The organism is Enterococcus sp. DIV0008, from assembly GCF_050542615.1.
In the GTDB taxonomy this organism is placed as follows: domain Bacteria; phylum Bacillota; class Bacilli; order Lactobacillales; family Enterococcaceae; genus Enterococcus_D; species Enterococcus_D innesii.
Genome location: NZ_CP172937.1, coordinates 1,738,664 through 1,761,376, shown reverse-complemented (window position 1 = coordinate 1,761,376; position 22,713 = coordinate 1,738,664). Strand labels below are relative to the sequence as shown.

Here is a 22,713-nt window from a genome sequence, read left to right as displayed (position 1 = left end):
GTCTTTTTTGAAAAGTCAAAAGCAGCCATAACAAGAGTCGTGAAAGCAACGTTGTTTTCGTGCAATCTTGTTCGCTCAATGGCTGTCTTTTTTATGTTAAAATAGCAAAAGCAACAAAGGAAAGGTGAGAACAAATGGCAGAAATGAATCAAGAGGTACTTGATTTAGTGAAACAAGAATTAACCGCTTTTACCCAAAAACAAATCAGTACGGTGTTGCAGTTATTGCAAGAAGGAAATACCGTCCCCTTTATTGCCCGCTACCGTAAAGAAATGACGAATGGACTTGACGAAGTTCAGATTCGAGAAATCGAAGAGCGATACCAGTACTTAGAAAATTTAGAGAAGCGCAAGCAAGAGGTTTTGCGTTTGATAGAAGAACAAGAAAAGCTAACGCCTGAACTATCTCAGGCTATTTTAGCTGCGACAAAAATGCAGGCCGTCGAGGACCTGTATCGTCCTTATAAACAAAAACGACGCACCAAAGCGACGATCGCTAAAGAAAACGGCTTGGAACCATTTGCTCAGTGGCTGTTAAGCTTTCCAAAAACAGGTGACGTACAAGAAAAAGCGGCCGAATTTATGAGTGATGCTGTTCCTACTGTAGAAGATGCCTTAGCAGGCGCGCACGAGATCATTGCAGAAGGCGTTGGTGATACTGCAGAGTTTCGTAGTTGGATCCGCAGCTATTACACAAACAAGGGGCTGTATCAAAGCACGGTCAAAAATGCTGAAAAAGATGAAAAAGGCGTTTACGAAATGTATTACGATTTCCAGCATCCTATCAATAAGATGGTATCCCACCGAATTTTAGCCACCAATCGTGGGGAACAAGAAGACATCTTGAAGGTCGCGCTTGTGGCAGATGAAGAAAAAATCATGGATTACCTACGGCGTAAACTGATTACAAATAGTGATTCACCCGCAGCCAGTTTTGTTGAAGCTGCAGCTGCTGATGCGCTGAAACGTTTTATTTCACCAGCCATCGAACGAGAGATCCGCAATGAATTAACAGAAAAAGCCGACGAACAAGCCATTGCGATTTTTGGCGAAAATCTTCGCAATCTGTTGCTGCAGCCGCCACTAAAGGGCAAAGTCGTTTTAGGTTTTGATCCAGCGTATCGTACAGGCTGTAAACTAGCAGTCATTGATGAGACAGGAAAAGTACTAGCGATCGAAGTGATCTATCCTCATAAACCAGCGCCTATGAATAAGCGAGAAGCGGCTGGACCAGCGTTTCGTCGCTTATTGCAAACCTATAAAGTCGAGATGGTCGCAATCGGTAATGGGACGGCGAGCCGTGAATCAGAGCAATTCGTCGCTGAACAATTAAAATTGATCGATCAAGAAGTATATTATGTGATCGTGAATGAGGCAGGGGCTTCTGTTTATTCGGCCAGCCCGATCGCTCGGCAAGAATTCCCTGATCTGCAAGTGGAAGAACGTAGTGCCATCAGTATTGGTCGCCGTCTGCAAGATCCGCTGGCAGAATTAGTCAAAATTGATCCACAATCGGTGGGCGTCGGGCAATATCAGCATGACGTCTCACAAAAACACTTAGCCGAACAATTGGATTTTGTCGTTGAAACAGTCGTCAACCAAGTAGGCGTTGATGTCAATACCGCAAGTGCGGCACTCTTACAGCACGTGGCTGGTCTAAATAAAACGACCGCTCAAAATATTGTGACTTATCGAGAAGAAAACGGGGTATTTACGCAGCGAAATCAACTGAAAAAAGTCCCTCGCTTAGGGCCAAAGGCCTATGAACAGGCAATCGGGTTTATGCGGATTCCTGGCGGAAAAGTCATTTTGGATAATACCGGGATCCATCCAGAAAGTTATGACACTGCTAAAGAAATTTTGGCGATCGCCGGCATTTCTTTAGCGAAACTAGGGAAAGAACAAATGGAAGAAAATAAAGCGAAGCTTGCCCAACTGCGCCCAGCAGAGCTTTCTGCAAAATTGTCAGTCGGGAAAGAAACCATCACGGATATCTTAAAGGCATTAATGCAGCCTGGACGCGATATGCGAGATGAAATGCCAGCTCCATTATTGCGTAAAGATGTGTTGAGTATGGAAGATCTAAAACCGGGAATGGAACTGAAAGGAACGGTTCGAAATGTGATCGACTTTGGTGCCTTCGTCGATATCGGTGTCAAACAAGACGGACTGGTCCATTTGTCGAAGCTAAGCCGTTCGTTTGTAAAACATCCGAAAGATGTTGTTTCCGTCGGTGATGTCGTAACCGTTTGGATCGAGCAAGTAGATGTCAAAAAAGGCCGTATCAGTTTAACAATGGTCGATCCAGGAAATGCTAAATGACCCAACAAGAATTGCAGCGTTTGGTGGAAGAGCTGTCGCTGTCTGTTTTCAATAAACCATTCACGCATCGAGCGGTGTTTAATTCTCGCTTAAAAACAACCGGTGGCCGTTACCATCTAAGTGATCATCACTTGGATTTCAATCCAGCCATGCTCACAGAACACGGGATGGAGGTTTTTATCGGCATTATCAAGCATGAATTGTGTCACTATCATTTGCATTTAGCAGGTCTTGGTCACCGTCACCAAGACCCTGCCTTCAAGGCATTGCTGGCAAGAACGGGAGGCTTGCGATATGCACCTCCTGCCAAAAGGACAACCAAACATCGCTATCAATGCCAAAATTGCGGCTGTGTGATTCGGCGGCAGCGACGTGTGGATATCAAAAAATATGTTTGTGGAAAATGTCGCGGACGTTTGCTAGAAATAGGAAATGATGAGAAAAGTCAAGTCGAAAAATAAAACTCGTTGCTATTTTTTTCATTTTGTATGATAATGTAGGTCGTGTGACAACCTGATATTTGTCAATACACGCGTTTTTTTACGACGCGGATTTGAGAAAAGAGGATTATAATAATGGAAAATCAAAACAAAATACATCATTTTGTTGGAATCAAAGGTTCCGGTATGAGTTCATTGGCTTTGATTCTGCACGAAAAAGGCTACCAAGTACAAGGCTCTGATGTGGAAGAATATTTCTTCACTCAACGTGATCTAGAAAAAGCAGCGATCAAATTGTTGCCTTTCGATAAAGCAAACATTCAACCAGAAATGGTCATTATCCAAGGAAATGCTTTCCCTGATACCCACGAAGAAATCGTACGAGCCAAAGAACTTGGCTTAGAAGTTACTCGTTATCATGACTTTATCGGCCAATTCATTCAGCCCTATACGAGTATTGCTGTGACGGGCTCTCACGGGAAAACCAGTACGACAGGCTTGCTTTCTCATGTCTTAAGCGGCATCCGTCCCACAAGTTTCTTGATTGGCGATGGTACCGGTCATGGGGAACCCGATGCGGAATTCTTCTCGTTTGAAGCCTGTGAATACCGTCGTCATTTCTTAGCCTATTCACCGGATTATGCAATTATGACCAACATCGATTTTGATCATCCAGACTACTTCCACTCGATCGAGGATGTCTTCTCAGCCTTTCAATCGATGGCAAATCAAGTGAAAAAAGGCATTTTTGCTTTTGGGGATGATGAATACTTGCGTAAACTTGAAGCAGATGTCCCAATCTACTATTACGGCGTCAACGATAACGACGATGTGCAAGCTAAAAACATTGAACGCACCACCCAAGGTTCAGAGTTCGACGTCTTTATCCATGGTGAAAATATTGGCCATTTTGTCTTGCCAGCTTTTGGTCAACATAACATCAACAACGCACTCAGTGTGATCGCTGTTGCTTACAAAGAAGGATTGGACATGAAAGAAGTTGCTGCGGAGATGATTTCATTTCCTGGAGTGAAACGTCGCTTCAGTGAAAAAATTGTAGCGGATATGACGATCGTAGACGATTACGCCCATCATCCTGCAGAAATCAAAGCAACGATCGATGGCGCTCGCCAAAAATATCCAGAGAAAGAAATTATTGCTGTCTTCCAACCGCATACCTTTACTCGTACGATCGCTCTAATGGATGAATTTGCGGAAGCCTTGGATCTTGCAGACCATGTCTATCTATGTGACATTTTTGGATCTGCTCGTGAATCACGAGGAGATGTTAAAATTGAAGATCTAGGCAATAAAATTCAAAAAGGCGGAACTGTGATCAAAGAAGAGAACGTATCTCCGCTATTGGATCATCAAAATGCTGTCGTGATTTTCATGGGAGCAGGCGATGTACAAAAATTTGAAACAGCCTATGAAAAACTATTAAGCAATACAACTCGTAACGTATTGTAATCAAAGACTCTTGTGGCGTGTTTGCTGCAAGAGTTTTTTTACCTTTGAAGTTTTTGCAAAAGCAGCACCGCGAACTTGCACTTTTGTCGGCATCTGATAGAATATACTCAGATGAAACTATTCTTTTTGGAGGAATTAAATTTTGAATATAGAGAAACCGCGAAAAATAGGAAAAAGTATTGAAGATATCGAGGAAGGCGATTCGTTATCCTTAACAGAATCGATCGAAGACAATCAACTGTTGTTATATTTAGGGCTTACTAATGATGCAAATCCTTTGTATATACAACATGACTACACGCAAAAAACTGAGTATCAGCGTCCCATCGTGCCATCCATTATGTTGATGGGGATCATCACCAGTGCCGTATCGAAACATTTGCCTGGTCCTGGTTCTCATGTAGTCAATTTTTCGGTAAACTTTATTGAACCTGTATATCATTATGAAACGTTGACCTTTGAATTCGAAGTGATCAAAGTGGATAAAATGAAAGACGTGGTAACTATTTCGGTTGAAGCGATCAACACAGAAGATCATCGTATTTTAGATGCTGTGGTCATGGTCCAGCCACCAAAAGCAGTAGCAGAAAATGAGGAGGAACAACAAGATGAATAATTTAAACAATGAAACCGTCCAAGCCCAAGGCTTAAATCGCTTTTATTCGAAAGTGTATTTATTCTTCGGCGTTGGGCTTGCGATCAGTGCGATCTCGGCCTATATTTTTGGGGAAGTCTTCAAAGCGCAAACCCTGCAATTTATCAGTAACTTTCCGCTAGGATTTACCGGTCTTTGGATCGTACAGATCATTCTAGTTATTGTATTAGGGGTGAAGGCGCAGAAAAATCCTTCCTTGACCGTTGCTGGCTTTTTAGTCTATTCGCTCTTGAATGGATTGACCTTGTCTGTGACACTGATGATCTATGACTTTGGATCGATCGTGGGGGCATTTGTTTCCGCAGCTGTCACTTTTGGTGTCATGTCAGCATTTGGGATCATGACCAAACGTGATCTAAGTGTGGTTGGACGTATCGGCTATGGTCTGTTGATCGGGATCATCATCTCGACGCTCTTGAATGTATTTATTTTACGCAGTCAACCGGTTGATTTCTTTTTATCGATCGTGACCGTCTTTGTCTTTATGGGAATCACCGCTTATGACAATCAACAAATCCGCAATGTATACTTCGCAACGAATGGTGGCGCAAATACTGGAGTGGCCGTTTTCATGGCATTACAACTGTATTTAGATTTTATCAACTTATTCCTTGCGTTATTGCGAATCTTTGGAAAAAACAACTAAAAAAAGTGCGAGGAAACTCGCCTTTTTTTTTGTATAAAATGAGAGAGAAAACAAAGCAATTCATCGCTTTTGTGCCCGTTCTTTGATAGAATAAAGAGGAACTTTTTGAGAAAAGGAGTAATCAAATGCCAAAAAATAAATTACTACTCGTTGATGGGAATAGTGTGGCTTTCCGTGCGTTTTTTGCGTTGCATAATTCATTAGAACGGTTTAAAAATGCCAATGGGCTGCACACAAATGCCATCTATGCGTTTCATACTATGTTTGAAAATGTGATGGCAAAAGAACAGCCAACACATGTTTTAGTGGCTTTTGATGCTGGAAAAACCACCTTCAGGACAGCGATGTATGAAGATTATAAAGGTGGACGTTCAAAAACCCCTGGGGAATTTAAAGAACAAATGCCTTACATTCGCGAATTGATCAACGCGTTAGGTGTTCAATACTACGAATTAGATAACTATGAAGCCGATGATATCATTGGCACATTGGCAAATAAAGTCGATAAAGAGCTATTTGATGTCGTCGTTTTATCTGGCGATCGCGATTTGACTCAGCTGGCAACGGAGCACGTGAAAGTTGACATTACGGTCAAAGGAGTTAGCGAAATTGAAAGTTATACGCCCGCTCATGTGGCTGAAAAATATGACGGCCTAACGCCCTTACAAATCATCGACATGAAAGGACTAGCTGGCGATGCTTCCGATAATATTCCCGGCGTCACCAAAATTGGTGAGAAGACAGCCATCAAGCTATTGAAAGAATATGGCTCTGTTGAGGGGATCTATGAACACATCGATGAAATGAAAAAAAGCAAGATGAAAGAAAACTTGATCAATGATCGTGAGATCGCCTTTCTTTCAAAACAATTAGCAACCATCGATGTGGATGCGCCCATTGAGGTCGATGTCGACAAACTCAAATATGAAGGCAAAGATTTAGAGAAATTGGTGCCATTCTACCAAGAAATGAACTTTAATAGCTTCTTAGATAAGCTGCAGATTACAGCTGAACCAGTTGAGATGGAAGACATTTTGTTTTCGGTCGTTGAAGAAGTAACGGAGGATATGTTCCAGGGAGACACAGCATTGTATGTCGAGATGATGGGGGATAACTATCATTTGGAAGACATCGTCGGTGTTGCTTGGGGCAATCAAGAAAAAATTTATGTCAGCAATCGTGAAGAATTGTTTGAAAGTCCAGTCTTTACCGACTGGTTAAAAGACGAGAAACGTAAAAAATTCGTCTATGATGCCAAACGCACGTACGTGGCGTTAAACCGGTACACGACAGCACCAAAAGGAATCGCTTTTGATGTTTTATTGGCAGCTTATCTTTTAGACACGAATGATACGAATAATGACATCGCAGGTGTTGCCGCTCACTATGGCTATGATGCGATCCAATCGGATGAAGCGATTTATGGAAAAGGCGCGAAAAAAGGGCTGCCGGCGGATGAGGAAGACTTCTTTGCTCATTTAGCCCGTAAAGTAGCGGCGATTACAAACCTAACCCCAAAACTTACAGAAGAATTGGCAGCGAAGAATCAAACAGCGCTATTTGAAGAAATGGAATTGCCTTTATCAATGATTTTAGCTGAGATGGAGATCACTGGAATCAAAGTTGATGCGTCTCGCTTGCATCAGATGAAGGGCGAATTTGCGCAACGGTTGCATGAAATTGAAGAAAAAATCTATGCCGAAGCTGGTGAAACCTTCAACTTAAACTCACCGAAACAATTGGGTGTGATTTTATTTGAAAAAATGGGCTTACCAGTTATCAAAAAAACCAAAACTGGCTATTCGACCGCAGTCGATGTGTTAGAACAACTAAAAGAGCAAGCACCGATCGTTGAAGACATTTTGACTTATCGTCAAATCGCTAAGATCCAATCAACCTATGTAGAAGGTTTATTAAAAGTGATCCAAGGAGATGGCAAAGTACATACGCGATATGTGCAAACCTTGACCCAAACTGGTCGTTTAAGTTCTGTCGATCCAAACTTACAAAACATTCCGATTCGTTTAGAAGAAGGTCGAAAGATCCGCGAAGCCTTTGTGCCACGCGAAGCTGATTGGGTGATCTATTCTTCTGACTACTCTCAAATCGAATTACGGGTGTTGGCACATATTTCAGATGATACCCATTTGAAAGAAGCCTTTATCGAAGGTCAAGATATCCACTCAAGCACAGCGATGCGAGTCTTTGGTATCGAAAAAGCAGAAGATGTGACACCAAATATGCGTCGTCAAGCCAAAGCAGTCAACTTCGGTATCGTTTATGGTATTTCTGATTATGGCTTATCCCAGAATCTAGGAATCACCAGAAAAGCCGCCCAACAATACATCGATACGTATTTTGAAAAGTATCCTGGGGTGAAAACGTATATGGAGGATGTCGTTCGTGAGGCGAAGGACAAAGGGTACGTTGAAACCTTGTATCATCGCCGTCGTTACCTACCTGATATCAATTCGCGCAATTTCAATATTCGAACTTTTGCCGAAAGAACTGCCATCAATACACCGATTCAAGGCAGTGCGGCGGATATCTTAAAAATTGCCATGATTGATCTGGCGAAACGTTTGAAAGAAGAAAAATTAGCAGCAACGATGCTGCTGCAAGTACACGATGAATTAGTCTTTGAAGTACCTGAATCTGAATTGCCTCGTCTTGACGCTTTAGTGAAAGAAGTGATGGAGCAAGCCGTTGCATTGCATGTCCCTTTACTGACAGACAGCAATTGGGGCAAAACATGGTACGATGCTAAATAAATGAGGTGAACAGAGGTGCCGGAATTACCAGAAGTTGAAACGGTCCGTAAAGGACTTGAAAAACTTGTTTTGAATAAAACGATCGAATCGGTCGAGATCCTGTGGCCGCGAATCATCGAAAGTCCTGAAGTGCCGATCTTTTCGGCGCTTTTGAAAGGGCAACGCTTTGAAAAATTCGAACGACGCGGGAAGTTTCTGATTTTTAAATTGACAGATTATGATTTGATCTCACATTTGCGAATGGAAGGCAAGTATGAATATTTTGAGTCAGAACCAATTGTTGATAAACATACACATGTCATTTTCCATTTTACAGATGGCAGTCAGTTAAATTATCATGATGTAAGAAAATTTGGTCGTATGACCTTAGTGGATAAAGACCAAAGCGCAGCCTATAAAGGGATCATGCAATTAGGTCCTGAGCCTAAGCCTGAGTTGTTTTTATTAGAAGCATTTGAACAAGGATTGAAGCGGTCTAAAAAAGCCATCAAACCGTTATTGCTTGACCAAAAGCTCGTTACTGGTTTGGGCAATATTTATGTAGATGAGGCGCTCTGGCAAGCGAAAATCCATCCAGAGCAACCAGCGGATTCATTAATGCCAACTGAAGTAGATGTGCTGCATGAAGCAATTATCGATGTCTTAGAACGAGCTGTTGAAGCAGGCGGAACCACCATTCGTACCTATCTCAATGCACTAGGAGAAGCCGGGAAATTCCAAATGTCATTAAATGTCTATGGCCATACGGGCAATCCTTGTGGCAGATGCGGTACACCAATCGTCAAGATCAAAGTTGCCCAACGGGGGACACATTTTTGTCCTCAGTGCCAAAAATTGCATGTGAGGTCCAGTAAATGAGTTTTGTCTTAGGAGTCACGGGGGGGATTGCCACCGGAAAAAGTACCGCAGTCGCGCATTTTCGATCACTGGGTTTACCGATTATTGATGCCGATATCATCGCAAGAGAAGTCGTTGAACCGAATACGAAGGGCTTGCAGGCGGTGACGCAAGCCTTTGGTCCGCAGATTTTGACCGATGATGGACACCTAGATCGGCAAACCCTCGGTGCTTTGATTTTTAACGATCCAGAGAAACGCCGGATACTGAATCAGACGTTATCTCCTTTTATTCGACAAGAGATTTTGTCTCAGATCGAAGAAAAAAAGCAGGAAGTGCCATTGTTGATCGTTGACATTCCTTTGCTGTATGAAGCCGACTATGACCAATACATGGATCAAACCGCAGTCGTTTATGTGCCAGAAGCCATTCAAAAAGAGCGGTTGATGGCACGCAATCAGTTGACTGAACAAGAAGCGCAACAACGAATCGACAGTCAGCTATCAATTGAGAAAAAGAAACAACGGGCCGATATTGTCTTTGACAATCAAGGAACGATCGCCCAACTCAATCAGCAGATCGATGATTGGTTTGCATCTATAAACAAATAGGTAAAGCAGCAGGTTCCCTTTCACCAAAGGAAACCTGCTGTCTTTTTTTGTACAACAGCAAATCTTCGTAATCTTACAAAGAACTATCGTTTCTGAAAAAAGTTGACTTGTGGCAAAAATCATTGTGTGTCTAATGTTTACCATGCATTGATGCGTACCTCTTACTTGGGTGTCACAATGATTCGGTCACCTGTGAAGGGGTGAAGAAGGATCGGCTGATCATAAAAAGTAGTGAGAACCTCCTCAGTAAAAATGGCCTCTCGTTTACCTGCAGCATGGACCTTGCCGTTTTTTAGCATCAGCAAATGAGTGAAAATCGGTAGCAACTCTTCTGTATGATGGGTAACGTAAAGAATGGTGGGTGTATTTGTCAGCTTTGAAAAAGCCTCCAATCGTGCTAACAGTTCTTCTCGCGCAAATAAATCAAGACCCGTACAAGGTTCGTCCAAAATCAGGATCTCTGGTTGTGCCATCATGGCACGTGCAATCATGACAAATTGTTTTTCTCCTTGAGAAAGGACGTGATAGGAACGATGGATCAGATGAGTCAGGCCCAAGTCAGCCAACAGCGCTTTTGCTTGGTCCAGTTGGTTTTCATCATAAGATTCATAAAGACCAATACTGGAATAAAGCCCAGATAGAACGATCTCTTCAGCAAGATCTCGTCCATAAAATTTATTTTGTAAAGCGGAACTAACCCAACCGATGCGCCGTTGAAGATCCGGGACAGATGTTTTGCCATATCGTTCACCTAGGACTGTTCGTTGACCAGAAGAAGGCCATAAGGTTCCTGTTATCAGCTGCAATAGTAAGCTTTTACCTGCGCCATTCAGGCCTAAAATCGCCCAATGTTCATTTTTTTTCACTTGCCAATTGATAGTTTCTAATAAAAATTGCTGGTTGCGAATGAATGAAACCTGTTGAAAATCAAGGACTGTCATCGATAATTGAACCTAATCAGGTTCTTCACCTCCATTTATAAGAATATTCAGAAAATAATACCTGCTATTATAACACATCCTTCCAAATTTCGCTGGTTGATTGGTATCGCATTCATATCTTTTGTCAGAATTCAGAATGCTTGTTATGATGAAACTATACAGGAGGGATGATAACTATGGGTACTTTTAAAGACGAAAAAGATGTGATCGTTGGCAAGGCTAAAGAAAAAATCGGTGAATGGACCAATAATGAAGAACTTGCCCATTCTGGAAAAGAACAAGCACACGAAGGTCAGATCAAGAAAGAGCACGATCAAAAAAGAGTCAACGAATTAGAAGATCAAAATGACGAGCGCGATGCGCGCAATGATCGAACTACCCCAGAAAATGTCAGCAGTGAAGAATTGTTGCGAGCTGAAAATCCTGATGCCAATAAAATTTCTTCTGCGGATCGTCGAGATGCAGACCAGCTGAAGCATTATACTGGAATTGAAGATAAATTATAACTGAACACGGATGCCTTCGTCTTCTAGACGAGGCATTTTTTGGTTAACCAGAGTGGATGAAGAGTCAAGAGACTACTGCTCAGTTGACAATTGCTCAACATCTCATTATAATCCATTAAGATCGCATAGCGAGAAGCAGAGAAATTGGGAGGTGGTCATCAAATGCTTATTTATGCATTGTGTACGACTGTCAAGAAAGTAGAACAGCCGCGAGAATAAATGAGAAAATAGAAAGAAGGCTTTTCAATGATTGAACCTTACCAATTTCACGCGATTAAACACCAAGTGTACCAATTAGTCCGAACCTATCAATCGGTCAATGACCCTCGAACGATCAAAACGGTCGAATCGATGACCAAAGATGCAATTGAACAATTTTTTCCTGAAGAAGAAACCGCACCCCGAGCCATTTTAGCTGCTTTCTTCCAACCAGGAATGACGATCAGCCGGAGTAACGAGCTGTTAGCTGAACTTAAAGAATACGTTCGCCCCTTTCAGGTGCCGACAACGAAGCAAATTGAAAAAATGTTTCGGAAAGTAAAAAAACTGAAAGTACCTGATTTTGCTTCCGTGGATTTGAAGGAAACCACTTATCTTGCCTGGGATGATATCGGTAGTCAAAGTAAGTTTATGATCATAGCCACTGAACAAGGGTTTACAGGGCTTCACGGTCATGTGTCAACGGAAGTCAAAAAAGGAATTTGTCCCTTGTGCCAGCAGGAAGGAAATGTGTCAATGTTTCTTTCTTTGACCAAGAGCAACGGCGATGGGACGTATACGAAACGCGGAAATTATATTTGCCGTGATAGTCAACAGTGTAATCAGCAGTTGGAGCAGCCGGAGAATTTGCATGAGTTTGTTTCTTTGCTGCAAATGAAAGATAAATAACGAAATGAAACGGCAGAAAGATTTCTGTCGTTTTTTTACATTGAAAAAAACAACAGTTATAACATTATTTAAATTTTGTATTAAATGAACAGAATAAACCACTTTGGCTATTGTACCAATGGATTTCATGTTATAATTAATCATAGAAATCGATGACTTTACGTGAAAACGTAAGCGCATAAGAGAGAAAATGAGGTGGAACTATGCAATGTCCAAAATGTCATCATAACAATTCGAGGGTAGTTGATAGTCGACAAGCCGATGATGGACGTGTGATTCGCCGTCGTCGTGAATGCGAAAATTGCGGCTATCGCTTTACAACATTTGAACGTATTGAAGAGGCACCCCTTCTTGTAATCAAGAAAAATGGTGCCCGTGAAGAATTTAACCGAGAAAAAATTTTACGGGGCTTGATTCGTTCTGCTGAAAAACGACCAGTGACAATGGATCAGATGGAAACGATCGTCGATCATGTTGAAAGCCGTGTTCGTGCTCTTGGAGAAAACGAAATTTCAACTACGCAAATTGGTGAATATGTGATGGAAGATTTAGTTGATTTAGATGAGATCGCGTATATTCGTTTTGCCAGTGTGTATCGGCAATTTAAAGACATGTCGGTTTTCTTAAAAGAACTGCAAGACATTGTCGAGAAAGCGAAAGAACCACAAGAATAGAGGGGGACAGCAAGTGGGCAATAGTTTACCGAATCAAACGTACAAAGTGTTTAAAAGCCGTCCACTTACAACGGAAGGAAAAGACGCCCTCATTTATTTGTATCAACCAATTATTGAAAGTGATGCTTTAGCATTGTATTTGACACTCGCAAGTGATGTCCAAGCCCAAACCTTTTATGGTGAGGAGGCGATAACGACGGTGCATTTAGATATCTTGAATGCCATGAATGCCGGAATGCCTCGCTTCATAAAAGCCAAGCAAAACTTAGAGGGCATTGGCTTGCTAAAGTCGTATGAGAAAGCAGATGCTCAAAACGGAAGCTCGTATCTGTATTGGTTGCAAGAACCGGTTCATCCAGCAGCGTTTTTTCAAGATGAATTGTATGCTTATCTTTTGTTGGAAAGAGTCGGGGAGCGTAAATTTAATCAACTGGTCAAGCTGTATCAACCAAAACAATGTTCTTTAACCGATTATCAGGAAGTGACTCAATCCTTCTCAGCCGCTTATGGGTTAAATACCGCTCGTTTTGCTTCCCAGGAAGAAACGCTACAGGCAGTCAGTGATTCTTTTCAGGAAACCAATGCGAACTTGGTGCTTGACGAAAAGCAGTTGGATTGGGACTTTCTTTTATATGAAGCGCAGCGCCGGTATATCCGTGCCGCTAATTTCACGCCAAGTTTTCGACAAAAGTTAGTTCTATACCATTCTTTATACGGCTATGATGTGTTGGAATTGTTGGATTTGATGGCGGACAATGTTTCTTTGACAACAGGCGAGATCGATAAGAAGAAGCTGGAGCAAGCGATCATGAAAAAATCGCGGCAGACCTTCACGAAAACAACAAAAAGGGAAGATCCTCAAGCAGAAAGCCAATTACGCCGCTTCAATACACTAAAGCAGAATGGTTTTTCAGAAAATGATGTATTATTGATTCAAGAAAGTGAAAACAATGCGCCAATCGCCTTTTTAAAAGCGATCAAAGCGGAGAAAAACAGTTTTATGACAGATTCAGAACAATGGTTGATCAAAAGCCTTGTCGAACGATCACCATTACCGAATAGTGTGATCAATGTTTTGGTTCATTACGTTTTGGTAGTCCAAAACAACGCCGCTTTGTCAGGAAATTATGTAAATAATATTGCCGCTCAGTGGTCAGAATTAAAAATCGGTACGGCAGAAGATGCGATCAAACATGTCCGGAGTCTTGTTCGAAGTGCCAAGGAAAAGCGCAGCCGACCACAAACCAACGGAAAAAAAATCATTCGCGAAGAAAAGCTGCCTTCTTGGGCTGAAAAACCAGTGGAAGAGACAGCATTAACACCAGAGCGACAAGCAGAATTAGATAAAAAACTGCAAAACTACTTGCATAAGAAAGCTGGTGACAAGTAATGGAAGATGTAGGGAAAAACTTAGGAAAACTATTGGATAAACGCAATTACCGTGATCAGTTTTCAGCAATGATGGCAGAGGTTTTACAAGATCCTGATGTTAAAGCGTTTATTGCCGAAAATGAAGAGGTATTGACCGAAGCAGATATTCAAAAAAGCTATGCGAAACTGTATGAGTTCGTCCAAGAAAAGCGGAAATTCCGCATCAATGATCCATCCATGATCGCACCGGGCTATGAGCCGCGCTTAGCGTTAAATTTTCATTTTATTGACGTCACCTATGTACCAACGAAAGAACTACTGGCACATCAGAAGCAAGAAGAGATCCGCAGTCGCATCAAAGCGATGGATATGCCTAAAGATATACAAGAAGCAAGTTTTGCAGATTATCAGCAAACGCCTGGCCGAATGGAGGCCATCGCAGCTGCCGTTGATTTTATTAGTGAGTTGACAGCCAATCCACAGGAGTTTCATAAAGGACTGTACTTTGTGGGGAGTTTTGGGATCGGAAAAACCTATCTGCTTGGCGCGATCGCCAGAGATTTAGCGGAGGCAGGCTATACGACGACATTGGTTCACTTCCCGACATTTGCAGTAGAGATGAAACAAGCAATCGGCAAAGATCAGGTGGGGGATAAGCTGAATGCAGTGAAAAAAGCCCCCATTTTGATGATGGATGATATCGGTGCGGATGCGATGAGTAGTTGGATTCGTGATGAAGTCTTCGGTGTGATTCTGCAATACCGAATGCAAGAGCAACTCCCGACGTTCTTCACCTCGAATTTTACCATGCATGAGTTGGAACAGCATCTTTCGGTAACGCAACGCGGCGAATCCGAACCATTGAAAGCCAAACGTATTATGGAGCGTATTCGTTACTTGACACAAGAGATCCAAATGACGGGCAAAAATCGACGAAATGATGCCTAAAAAATGACCATTACTGGAGGAAGAAGATGATGAAAAAACAACTGATTCTCGGCTTGTCCTTAGCAACAGTGCTGCTGTTAACGGCTTGTGGCAGTCCCGAAAACAACAATGCATCAAGTGGCGATAACACGCCTTCTGAATCAAGTGAGAATGCTAGTTCCGTTGCCAATAATTCTTCAGAGAGCGAAACAGCGACGGTTTTTACTGGTATTATCCAAGAAGATGCCCAAGCAGGTTCGGATGATACCTTTCAATTATTTTTGAAAGACGTAGCGGCTGTTGAAGATGAGGATCAAGTCGTCCAAAGTTTTCAAAATGATGGGGTCATTCTCCATGTCCCTGTTGAGGCCTATTCAGGAGAGATCGAGGAGTTAGTTGAAGGAGACAAGGTCCAAGTGTCGCTGCAAGGCGTCCCGATCATGACGATGTCAATCCCACCGCAAATTCCCGGCAACTCGATTCAAAAGGTTGAATTAGTGAAGGATTAATGCAATGTGCGCCTTGGCAATGGCACCACAGTCAAGACGCACATTTTTTTCTATTTTTGGAAAGCGTGTTATACTACGAAAGAAGGAGTGACAATATGAACGAACATGCATTATCGGATCGTTTGGCTTGCGTGGGCGAACAAATTCCCGACCAAGCACGTATCGCCGACATCGGCTCCGACCATGCTTATTTACCTGTGGCATTAATGCTGCAGAACAAAATCACTTATGCTGTAGCTGGAGAAGTCGTTCAAGGACCTTATGATTCTGCCAGTAAACAAGTACGTAAAAACGGGCTCACAGAGAAGATCGTGGTGCGGTTAGCAGACGGATTGGACGCTATTCAGCCGGAAGATAAGATCGACACAATTGTGGTTGCTGGAATGGGCGGCACACTGATACGTTCGATTTTAGAAGAAGGAAGCCAGAAAAATCGCTTAGCGGGGGTCAAACGTTTGGTCTTACAACCGAATGTTGGCGAAAGGACCTTGCGGGAATGGCTTGTTGATCACAACTTTACGATCATTCATGAAGTGCTGTTAGAAGAAAATGATAAAAATTATGAAATCATCGTTGCGGAAACTGGAAAAGCGACGTACACGACCCAGCAATTATTTTTTGGTCCTTTTTTATTAAAAGAAAAAAATCCAGTTTTCCTAAAAAAATGGCAGCATGAATTGAAGCAGCGTCAACGAGTGGTCAAAGAGTTAGAGAAAGCCAAAGAACCACCTGCTGAGAAAATGAATGAATTAAAGGAACAAATCGAATGGATCAAGGAGGTGTTGGCATGATTTCTGGTCAAGAATTTATCAAACGCTTTGAAGCATACTGCCCGTTATGGTTGGCAGAAGAAGGCGATCCTGTTGGTCTACATGTTGGCACATTAAACAAACCGCTCGAGCGAGTCATGATGACTCTTGATGTGCGACCAGAAGTGGTGGCAGAAGCCATCGAGAAAAAGATCGACTTGATCATTGCCAAACACCCACCGATCTTTCGGCCTTTGAACCGCTTGCTGACAGATGATCCACAACAAAAGATGCTAATGGATCTCGTCAAGCATGATATCGCCGTTTACGCTGCCCACACCAATATGGATATTATTGAAGATGGTTTGAACGATTGGTTTTGTGAACTGCTAGAAGTTGAACCAGATACGTACTTGAAACAAACCCATCAAGTAAAAATGAAGAAGTTAGCTGTTTTTACACCTGTTGAATCGGCACCAGCATTACGCAAGGCATTAGGAAAAGCTGGTGCTGGTCAGCAAGGCAATTATCAAAATACCAGCTATTCCTTGATTGGCACTGGACGTTTTACGCCGCAACAAGCTGCTCATCCAGCGATTGGTGAGATTGGAAAAGAAGAACAGGTGCAAGAAGCGAAAATCGAAGTCATTTTTCCAGAAACGATCGAGAAAAAGGTGCTTTCGGCAATGATCGCCGCGCATCCATATGAAGAGCCGGCTTATGATCTGTATGCCTTAGACAATTTGCCGAAGACTTATGGGATCGGGCGGGTTGGTAACCTTGCTGAACCTCTTTCCCTTGATCAGTTTGTTGCACGTGTCAAAGAACGCTTTGGTTTGTCTGCTTTGCGCCTCGTCAGCTTTCCTGGTGCACCTGAAAAAATTCAGCGAATCGCCATTTGCGGCGGCAGTGGCCAATCGTTTTATTCGGATGCCTTACGCCATCAAGCGGATGTCTACATCACTGGCGATATCAGTTACCATTTCGCCCATGACATGCAAGCCAATGGGTTGATCGGGATCGATCCAGGGCACAACATCGAAAAGGAATGTATTCCTCGGTTTATTGAGAAATTCAACCAGTGGAAAGCAGAAGAGAACTGGGCTGTGACCTTTGTTCCTTCCACCACTTCAACAAATCCATTTGACTATAGATAGGAGAATTATTTATGTACGAAAATTTATTGCCTCGCTTTTTGAACTATGTAAAAACAGAAACCCGTTCGGATGCGGCAAGCACGACAACACCTTCCACCGAAACACAGGTCGCTTTTGCTAAAGAACTGCAAAAAGAACTAGAAGAATTAGGATTAAGCGATGTTCACTACAACGAATCCAATGGTTTCGTGATTGGGACATTGCCAAGTAACGTGGATCATGACGTACGCTCCATTGGATTTATCGCCCATATGGATACGGCCGATTTTAATGCAGAAAATGTTGATCCGCAGATCATCGAAAATTACGATGGCGAATCGACCATTAAATTAGATAAAGAAGGAAAATACACATTAAACACAAAAGATTTTCCGAATTTAAAAAATTATGCTGGCGAAACCTTGATCACTACTGATGGTACCACTTTATTAGGTTCTGACGATAAATCTGGTATTGCAGAAATCATGACAGCTATGGAAATCTTACTTAAAAACCCAACGATCAAACATGGGGAAATCAAAGTCGCTTTTGGCCCTGATGAAGAAATTGGTGTTGGTGCAGATAAGTTCGATGTTGAAGATTTCAATGTTGATTTTGCCTATACAATGGATGGCGGTCCAGTAGGAGAATTGCAATATGAAACCTTTAATGCGGCGCAAGCTGAAATCACGATCCAAGGAAAAAATGTCCACCCAGGAACTGCGAAAGACACCATGATCAACGCTTTGCAACTAGCAGTCGATTTTCAAAATGCGCTACCGGCTGATGAAGTCCCTGAGAAAACCGAAGGAACAGAAGGGTTCTTCCATTTGATGAGCCTCAGTGGCTCAGTAGAAGAAGCGAAAATGGCATACATTATTCGAGATCATGACCGGACCCGTTTTGAAGAAAGAAAAGAACAATTATTAGCGGTTCAAGAAAGCTTGAATACCCGCTTTGATGAACCGCGAGTGCACGTTCATCTATATGATCAATACTACAACATGAAAGAAATCATCGAAAAAGATATGAGTATCATTGATTTAGCAAAAGATGCGATGGAAGCAGTGGGAATCACTCCAGTAACAGAACCTGTTCGTGGTGGGACCGATGGGTCGAAAATCTCCTATCTAGGGATTCCAACACCGAATATCTTTGCTGGTGGAGAAAATATGCACGGTCGTTATGAGTTCGTCTCGCTACAATCAATGATGAAGGCGACGGATGTGATCGTGAAAATCGCCGAACTGAATGCTCAAGCATAAACGTTGCTTTTGATTTGATGGAATAAATGAAAAACTCTTGGGCTGGGAACTCTTCACGCAGGTCTTGCGTAAGACCCGGCCTTTTTAGGATGTGAATAGGATGAAAATTCTCGTTTTATACAATGATACAGCGGGGAAAAGTGAAGCAAAAGAAACAGCAGAAAAATTCCAAGCCTATGTGAAAGAACAAGGCGAAGAGCATCAAGCGTTCTTGCAGGCCTCAAATCCAGACGTGGATCCAAAAGACGTTCGAGAGGCTGCCAAAAAACACGCAGTCGATACGATTGTGATCATCGGCGGAGATGGCACGATCCATCATGGGCTGCAAACCTTCAAAGAAAAGCTGGATGAGCTGAAGATCGGGATCATTCCTGGAGGAACGGTAAATAATTTCGCTCGAATGTTGGGTATACCAGTCAAGCCAGAAGAAGCGTTTGAGAATGTTTTAACAGGGGTTGAACGTCCGATCGATTATGGGATGGTCAATGATCAAGTAATGATCTCGACGATGACCATTGGTCTTCTGGCAGATACCGCCGCCGCAACTTCCCAAGAAGAAAAACAGCAGTATGGGCCGTTAGCGTTTATGAAACGGTTCATTCATCTGTTGATCAAAAAGAAACAATACAAATTAGAAGTTATTGCTGACGAACGGAAATGGCAGGGAAAAAGTCAATTACTGACGATCGTCATGTCGAATTCAGCAGGTGGGTTTAAGAACTTTGATGAAGAAGCAAAACCTGATGACGGGTTGTTTCATGTCATTCTTTTGCCAAAACTGAATATTTTACGGTTTATTTTGTATCTACCAAGAATTATTCGTGGTAGAATTGCCAAAGTACCAAGTGTTGAATATTTCACTGCCGCAAAGGTCTCAATAAAGGCCAAAGAAAAAACGGTTCATACTCGAACCGATGGCGACCCAACGGATGATCTGCCGATTGAGATGGAAGTCATCAAACATGGGTTGACGATGCTGGTACCTGAGGAAGCAAAAGAATCAAAATAATGGTCCCTACGATCAATCATATGGAGGAAATGGATGAATGCACTGATTTACAATCCATTGTGGTTTTATTTAATTGCAGTCAATCTTTATCTTTTCTGTCTGATGGGGTATGATAAATATCAGGCAGTGAAACAAGGTTGGCGGGTTCCCGAAGCAAATCTCCTTTTTATGGGGGCGATTGGCGGCGGATTAGGCGGTTTAATTGCGCAACGCGTATTTCGCCACAAAACAAGAAAGAAGAAGTTTCACCTCTTTTTTGCTTTTGGCACCGTTTTTGCTATCCTGCTGATGGTCTTTTTTGCATAAATTCGGTATAACAAGCAAGGAGTTAATATGAAAACTAAAGTGAAGTTCGCCCTTAATTTACTTTTACTAGTAGGGATTCTGGGTGTGATGTATTTTTTTGTCCGTAACTCGATGATGGATATTTTGGCGGGGCTAAGAGAGACCAGCTTTCTCGTCGTCTTATTAGTTATGGGACTTGGCACATTGTACCTGGTGATCGAAGGACGGACAGTGAAAGAGATCGCTGTGACGTTTCAACCGGAATTTACTACTAAGGCAGGCTTTTTAACGGTTTGTTACAGTGGTTTTTACCGGATCGTGACGTTTGGGGCGGGCACCTTGATCTCAGAGGTGAATTTTTATCGTAAAAATGGTTTGCAATTGTCACAAGGGGTTGGTGTCACCACCTTACACATGGTGATGTATAAGTTTGCCATATTGACATATGCAATCGCGGGGTTGATTATTCAATTCTCGCTATTCTATGACAATGCACCGAATATGATTTGGGTAATTTTGGTGGGGATCGTACTCGTCTTTTTGATCATTGCCGCTTTATTGGCACTTTCTGTCAGTATCAACATTCAAGTCTTTTTTGTGATCATCAGCAATAAGCTGTTCAAAAGTGCAACGTTAAGAGGGATCGTTGACAAATGCAACACCCAGATCTATTCTTTGCGAGAAACGGTCAATGCAATCATTACCGACCGCACCGCTTTCTTGCGCATCTACCTTTGGAATCTTTTGAAGATGCTACCTTGGTATGTGATTCCTTATGTGATTCTTGTTGTGCAGCATCCAGAGATCGATTTCTTATTGACGTTATCCTTCATCAGCTTTGCCGTCGTCTTGTCCGGGGTGATCCCAACACCGGCGGGGATCGGATCATTTGAATTTATTTATATGCTGCTTTTTGGTCCATTAGTTGGCACGGTCGATGCTGCGTCTTCCATGCTGCTGTATCGCTTAGCGACATTCATTTGGCCCTTCATTATTGGCTTTGCATATGTAATGAAAGAAAAGCGCAAAGATATCAGCCAAGAGTTGACTGAATTAAGAAAAGAAAAAGTGGAAAGTTAAAAACACGCTTATCTTCGAGTAGAGGATAAGCGTGTTTTTTAGTCTTTCAAATCAATGATCCGATCAACAAAGGATTCATAAAATTCAGCTTCATGGGAAACGATCAGAACGGTTCCAGGAAAGGCTGCCAGGGTTTCTTCCAAATTGTTTTTCGTGTCTTGATCGATATGGTTGGTCGGCTCATCAAGAATCAAAAAGTTGCTTTTGATCAACATCATTTCAGCTAACTTCACTTTTGTCTGTTCGCCACCACTTAATAATTTCAATTCTTCTTGGGCTAATTGGCTAGGTAATCCCGCCCGAGAAAGTTGCCGCCGCAATTCTTTGTTGGTGGCCTTTGGGAAAAGATCCTCAAGGTATTGAAGAGGGGTCTGCAAGGGATATTCCCAGTCCAGGTCTTGAGAAAAGTAATTGAATTTTGTATGCTGCGGGTAAGAAACGGTTCCTTCAATTGCAGGGATCACACCAAGTATCGTTTTGATCAAGGTCGATTTACCGATCCCATTAAATCCCCGAATCGCAATTTTTTCGCCATAGCGGATCGTTAGGTTGATCGGGGAGAGTAAGGGTTTTTGGTCGTACCCAATCACTAGATTGGTGGTTTCCAAGGCCAAGGTCGTAACGATTGGTGCCAAATCAAATCCTAAATGGGGTTTAGGGACATCTTGCGGTGGGGTCAAACGTTCAATTTTTGCCAACTGCTTTTCACGACTCTTTGCCATTGTTGAACGAGAACCAGCTTTGTATTTACGAATATAGCTTTCAGTTTTCTTGATATGCTCTTGCTGTGCTTCGTATTGCTTCATGTAGCTTTCGTTTTGCAACGTTTTTAGTTTTAATGCTTTGTCTAAATTCCCAGTATACTTAGAAAGCTTGCCAAATTCAATATCAATGATATGGGTCGTGATTTCATTCAAGAATTGACGATCATGAGAAACGACTAAGTAGGTACCAGTAAAGTCTTGTAAAAATTCAACTAACCATTTGATATGTTCATCATCTAGGTGGTTGGTTGGTTCATCCAAAATCAGCATGTCGGGTTTTTCTAAGAGCATTTTCGCTAAAATCAGTTTCGAGCGTTGACCACCACTTAAGGAAGCAAGGGGCGTAGCCATTCCAAGAACCGAAATTCCTAACCCTTCAGCTAAATCATCGATCAATGTATCCATTTGATAGAAATTTCCTTGATCCAATTGATTTTGCAATTCGCCCGCTTTTTCTAAAAGCTTATCGTCGAGACTTTCGCCATAAGCAGTATAAAGGTCTGCGATCTGTTGTTCTTTTTCGAAGTCTTCTGCAAAGGCAGAGCGCAAAAAATCACGGATCGATTGCGTTTCATCAACATTGACGTATTGATCCAAATAGCCCATTTTCAAATTTTTTGGAAATTGAACAAAGCCATCGTCTGGGAGAATTTCTCCTGTAATGATTTTGATTAATGTACTTTTGCCAGCGCCGTTCCGTCCAATCAAACCGACTTTTTCCCCACGGTTGATTTGAACGGAAACATCTTCGTAAAGCAATTTGTCGCCAAATTGTTGGCTAATATTCGTTAATGTTAACATCGTTTCCTCCATATAAAAAAGCTGTAAACAGTAGACGTTACAGCTAAGTAGATAATC

General features: G+C 42.2%; 22 protein-coding genes. 20 read left to right on the top strand and 2 right to left on the bottom strand.

Annotated features, from left to right (window positions below):
* The first annotated feature begins 134 nt into the window (after positions 1 to 134).
* The 8 genes from IGI84_RS08460 (at position 135) to coaE (ending at position 9,751) form a co-directional block, all read left to right on the top strand.
* Complete coding sequence (locus IGI84_RS08460) at positions 135 to 2,321, top strand: Tex family protein (RefSeq protein ID WP_220426560.1); 2,187 nt, start codon at positions 135 to 137, stop codon at positions 2,319 to 2,321.
* A complete protein-coding gene (locus tag IGI84_RS08455; RefSeq protein WP_220426559.1) occupies positions 2,318 to 2,782 on the top strand; it encodes a SprT family protein in 465 nt (154 codons plus the stop codon). The genes IGI84_RS08460 and IGI84_RS08455 overlap by 4 nt, the downstream gene beginning before the upstream one ends.
* Before the next feature lie 114 nt (positions 2,783 to 2,896).
* On the top strand, positions 2,897 to 4,231 hold the full coding sequence (gene murC / locus IGI84_RS08450; protein WP_077454527.1) for a UDP-N-acetylmuramate--L-alanine ligase: 1,335 nt from the start codon (positions 2,897 to 2,899) through the stop codon (positions 4,229 to 4,231).
* Between the two features lie 142 nt (positions 4,232 to 4,373).
* Entirely contained in the window at positions 4,374 to 4,847 is a 474-nt protein-coding gene (locus tag IGI84_RS08445) for a MaoC family dehydratase (RefSeq protein ID WP_430600192.1), read from the top strand.
* Positions 4,840 to 5,532: a Bax inhibitor-1/YccA family protein gene (locus IGI84_RS08440; RefSeq protein ID WP_200124605.1), complete on the top strand. Its 693-nt coding sequence runs from the start codon at positions 4,840 to 4,842 to the stop codon at positions 5,530 to 5,532. Before IGI84_RS08445 ends, IGI84_RS08440 begins: the two co-directional genes overlap by 8 nt.
* Before the next feature lie 125 nt (positions 5,533 to 5,657).
* The gene (gene polA / locus IGI84_RS08435; protein WP_086292321.1) at positions 5,658 to 8,303 is read left to right on the top strand and encodes a DNA polymerase I; all 2,646 of its coding nucleotides are present in this window, start codon (positions 5,658 to 5,660) and stop codon (positions 8,301 to 8,303) included.
* 15 nt (positions 8,304 to 8,318) lie between these two features.
* A complete protein-coding gene (gene mutM, locus IGI84_RS08430; protein WP_220426558.1) occupies positions 8,319 to 9,161 on the top strand; it encodes a DNA-formamidopyrimidine glycosylase in 843 nt (280 codons plus the stop codon).
* The gene (coaE, locus tag IGI84_RS08425) at positions 9,158 to 9,751 is read left to right on the top strand and encodes a dephospho-CoA kinase (protein WP_220426557.1); all 594 of its coding nucleotides are present in this window, start codon (positions 9,158 to 9,160) and stop codon (positions 9,749 to 9,751) included. The genes mutM and coaE overlap by 4 nt, the downstream gene beginning before the upstream one ends.
* Before the next feature lie 161 nt (positions 9,752 to 9,912).
* Here the strand turns inward: coaE and IGI84_RS08420 are convergent, their stop codons facing one another.
* Positions 9,913 to 10,692: an ABC transporter ATP-binding protein gene (locus tag IGI84_RS08420; protein ID WP_216696303.1), complete on the bottom strand. Its 780-nt coding sequence runs from the start codon at positions 10,690 to 10,692 to the stop codon at positions 9,913 to 9,915.
* A gap of 176 nt (positions 10,693 to 10,868) precedes the next feature.
* Here IGI84_RS08420 and IGI84_RS08415 point away from each other — a divergent pair, with 176 nt between their 5' ends.
* The 12 genes from IGI84_RS08415 (at position 10,869) to IGI84_RS08360 (ending at position 21,091) form a co-directional block, all read left to right on the top strand.
* On the top strand, positions 10,869 to 11,198 hold the full coding sequence (locus IGI84_RS08415; RefSeq protein ID WP_008380072.1) for a hypothetical protein: 330 nt from the start codon (positions 10,869 to 10,871) through the stop codon (positions 11,196 to 11,198).
* Between the two features lie 246 nt (positions 11,199 to 11,444).
* The gene (locus IGI84_RS08410; protein ID WP_144771612.1) at positions 11,445 to 12,086 is read left to right on the top strand and encodes a FusB/FusC family EF-G-binding protein; all 642 of its coding nucleotides are present in this window, start codon (positions 11,445 to 11,447) and stop codon (positions 12,084 to 12,086) included.
* Positions 12,087 to 12,289: 203 nt separating this feature from the next.
* The gene (gene nrdR, locus IGI84_RS08405) at positions 12,290 to 12,760 is read left to right on the top strand and encodes a transcriptional regulator NrdR (RefSeq protein ID WP_005226004.1); all 471 of its coding nucleotides are present in this window, start codon (positions 12,290 to 12,292) and stop codon (positions 12,758 to 12,760) included.
* 13 nt (positions 12,761 to 12,773) lie between these two features.
* Complete coding sequence (locus IGI84_RS08400) at positions 12,774 to 14,150, top strand: replication initiation and membrane attachment family protein (protein WP_430600190.1); 1,377 nt, start codon at positions 12,774 to 12,776, stop codon at positions 14,148 to 14,150.
* Positions 14,150 to 15,079, top strand: coding sequence for a primosomal protein DnaI (dnaI, locus tag IGI84_RS08395; protein WP_220426556.1), 930 nt, complete (start codon positions 14,150 to 14,152; stop codon positions 15,077 to 15,079). Before IGI84_RS08400 ends, dnaI begins: the two co-directional genes overlap by 1 nt.
* A gap of 26 nt (positions 15,080 to 15,105) precedes the next feature.
* Complete coding sequence (locus IGI84_RS08390; RefSeq protein ID WP_140964789.1) at positions 15,106 to 15,567, top strand: hypothetical protein; 462 nt, start codon at positions 15,106 to 15,108, stop codon at positions 15,565 to 15,567.
* A 95-nt stretch (positions 15,568 to 15,662) separates the two neighbouring features.
* Positions 15,663 to 16,358 carry a tRNA (adenine(22)-N(1))-methyltransferase gene (locus IGI84_RS08385; protein ID WP_220426555.1) on the top strand — a complete coding sequence of 232 codons (696 nt, stop codon included), beginning with the start codon at positions 15,663 to 15,665 and terminating at the stop codon, positions 16,356 to 16,358.
* Positions 16,355 to 17,473 carry a Nif3-like dinuclear metal center hexameric protein gene (locus tag IGI84_RS08380; RefSeq protein ID WP_321205996.1) on the top strand — a complete coding sequence of 373 codons (1,119 nt, stop codon included), beginning with the start codon at positions 16,355 to 16,357 and terminating at the stop codon, positions 17,471 to 17,473. The genes IGI84_RS08385 and IGI84_RS08380 overlap by 4 nt, the downstream gene beginning before the upstream one ends.
* An 11-nt stretch (positions 17,474 to 17,484) precedes the next feature.
* Positions 17,485 to 18,717, top strand: coding sequence for a peptidase T (gene pepT / locus IGI84_RS08375; protein ID WP_430600188.1), 1,233 nt, complete (start codon positions 17,485 to 17,487; stop codon positions 18,715 to 18,717).
* A gap of 100 nt (positions 18,718 to 18,817) precedes the next feature.
* The gene (locus IGI84_RS08370; RefSeq protein WP_430600187.1) at positions 18,818 to 19,726 is read left to right on the top strand and encodes a diacylglycerol/lipid kinase family protein; all 909 of its coding nucleotides are present in this window, start codon (positions 18,818 to 18,820) and stop codon (positions 19,724 to 19,726) included.
* Between the two features lie 33 nt (positions 19,727 to 19,759).
* Positions 19,760 to 20,032 carry a DUF1294 domain-containing protein gene (locus IGI84_RS08365; RefSeq protein WP_005235800.1) on the top strand — a complete coding sequence of 91 codons (273 nt, stop codon included), beginning with the start codon at positions 19,760 to 19,762 and terminating at the stop codon, positions 20,030 to 20,032.
* A gap of 27 nt (positions 20,033 to 20,059) precedes the next feature.
* Positions 20,060 to 21,091, top strand: a complete 1,032-nt coding sequence (locus IGI84_RS08360) for a lysylphosphatidylglycerol synthase transmembrane domain-containing protein (protein ID WP_081118567.1) — start codon at positions 20,060 to 20,062, stop codon at positions 21,089 to 21,091.
* Between the two features lie 38 nt (positions 21,092 to 21,129).
* Here the strand turns inward: IGI84_RS08360 and IGI84_RS08355 are convergent, their stop codons facing one another.
* The gene (locus tag IGI84_RS08355; RefSeq protein ID WP_430600185.1) at positions 21,130 to 22,656 is read right to left on the bottom strand and encodes an ABC-F family ATP-binding cassette domain-containing protein; all 1,527 of its coding nucleotides are present in this window, start codon (positions 22,654 to 22,656) and stop codon (positions 21,130 to 21,132) included.
* Positions 22,657 to 22,713: the final 57 nt, after the last annotated feature.

Excerpts from the sequence above, each read along its gene's own strand:
- IGI84_RS08460 (WP_220426560.1), top strand. The coding sequence starts at position 135 with ATGGCAGAAATGAATCAAGAGGTACTTGATTTAGTGAAACAAGAATTA.
- IGI84_RS08455 (WP_220426559.1), top strand. The coding sequence starts at position 2,318 with ATGACCCAACAAGAATTGCAGCGTTTGGTGGAAGAGCTGTCGCTGTCT.
- murC (WP_077454527.1), top strand. The coding sequence starts at position 2,897 with ATGGAAAATCAAAACAAAATACATCATTTTGTTGGAATCAAAGGTTCC.
- IGI84_RS08440 (WP_200124605.1), top strand. The coding sequence starts at position 4,840 with ATGAATAATTTAAACAATGAAACCGTCCAAGCCCAAGGCTTAAATCGC.
- polA (WP_086292321.1), top strand. The coding sequence starts at position 5,658 with ATGCCAAAAAATAAATTACTACTCGTTGATGGGAATAGTGTGGCTTTC.
- coaE (WP_220426557.1), top strand. The coding sequence starts at position 9,158 with ATGAGTTTTGTCTTAGGAGTCACGGGGGGGATTGCCACCGGAAAAAGT.
- IGI84_RS08420 (WP_216696303.1), bottom strand. The coding sequence starts at position 10,692 with ATGACAGTCCTTGATTTTCAACAGGTTTCATTCATTCGCAACCAGCAA.
- IGI84_RS08415 (WP_008380072.1), top strand. The coding sequence starts at position 10,869 with ATGGGTACTTTTAAAGACGAAAAAGATGTGATCGTTGGCAAGGCTAAA.
- IGI84_RS08410 (WP_144771612.1), top strand. The coding sequence starts at position 11,445 with ATGATTGAACCTTACCAATTTCACGCGATTAAACACCAAGTGTACCAA.
- nrdR (WP_005226004.1), top strand. The coding sequence starts at position 12,290 with ATGCAATGTCCAAAATGTCATCATAACAATTCGAGGGTAGTTGATAGT.
- dnaI (WP_220426556.1), top strand. The coding sequence starts at position 14,150 with ATGGAAGATGTAGGGAAAAACTTAGGAAAACTATTGGATAAACGCAAT.
- IGI84_RS08390 (WP_140964789.1), top strand. The coding sequence starts at position 15,106 with ATGATGAAAAAACAACTGATTCTCGGCTTGTCCTTAGCAACAGTGCTG.
- IGI84_RS08385 (WP_220426555.1), top strand. The coding sequence starts at position 15,663 with ATGAACGAACATGCATTATCGGATCGTTTGGCTTGCGTGGGCGAACAA.
- IGI84_RS08380 (WP_321205996.1), top strand. The coding sequence starts at position 16,355 with ATGATTTCTGGTCAAGAATTTATCAAACGCTTTGAAGCATACTGCCCG.
- pepT (WP_430600188.1), top strand. The coding sequence starts at position 17,485 with ATGTACGAAAATTTATTGCCTCGCTTTTTGAACTATGTAAAAACAGAA.
- IGI84_RS08370 (WP_430600187.1), top strand. The coding sequence starts at position 18,818 with ATGAAAATTCTCGTTTTATACAATGATACAGCGGGGAAAAGTGAAGCA.
- IGI84_RS08365 (WP_005235800.1), top strand. The coding sequence starts at position 19,760 with ATGAATGCACTGATTTACAATCCATTGTGGTTTTATTTAATTGCAGTC.
- IGI84_RS08360 (WP_081118567.1), top strand. The coding sequence starts at position 20,060 with ATGAAAACTAAAGTGAAGTTCGCCCTTAATTTACTTTTACTAGTAGGG.
- IGI84_RS08355 (WP_430600185.1), bottom strand. The coding sequence starts at position 22,656 with ATGTTAACATTAACGAATATTAGCCAACAATTTGGCGACAAATTGCTT.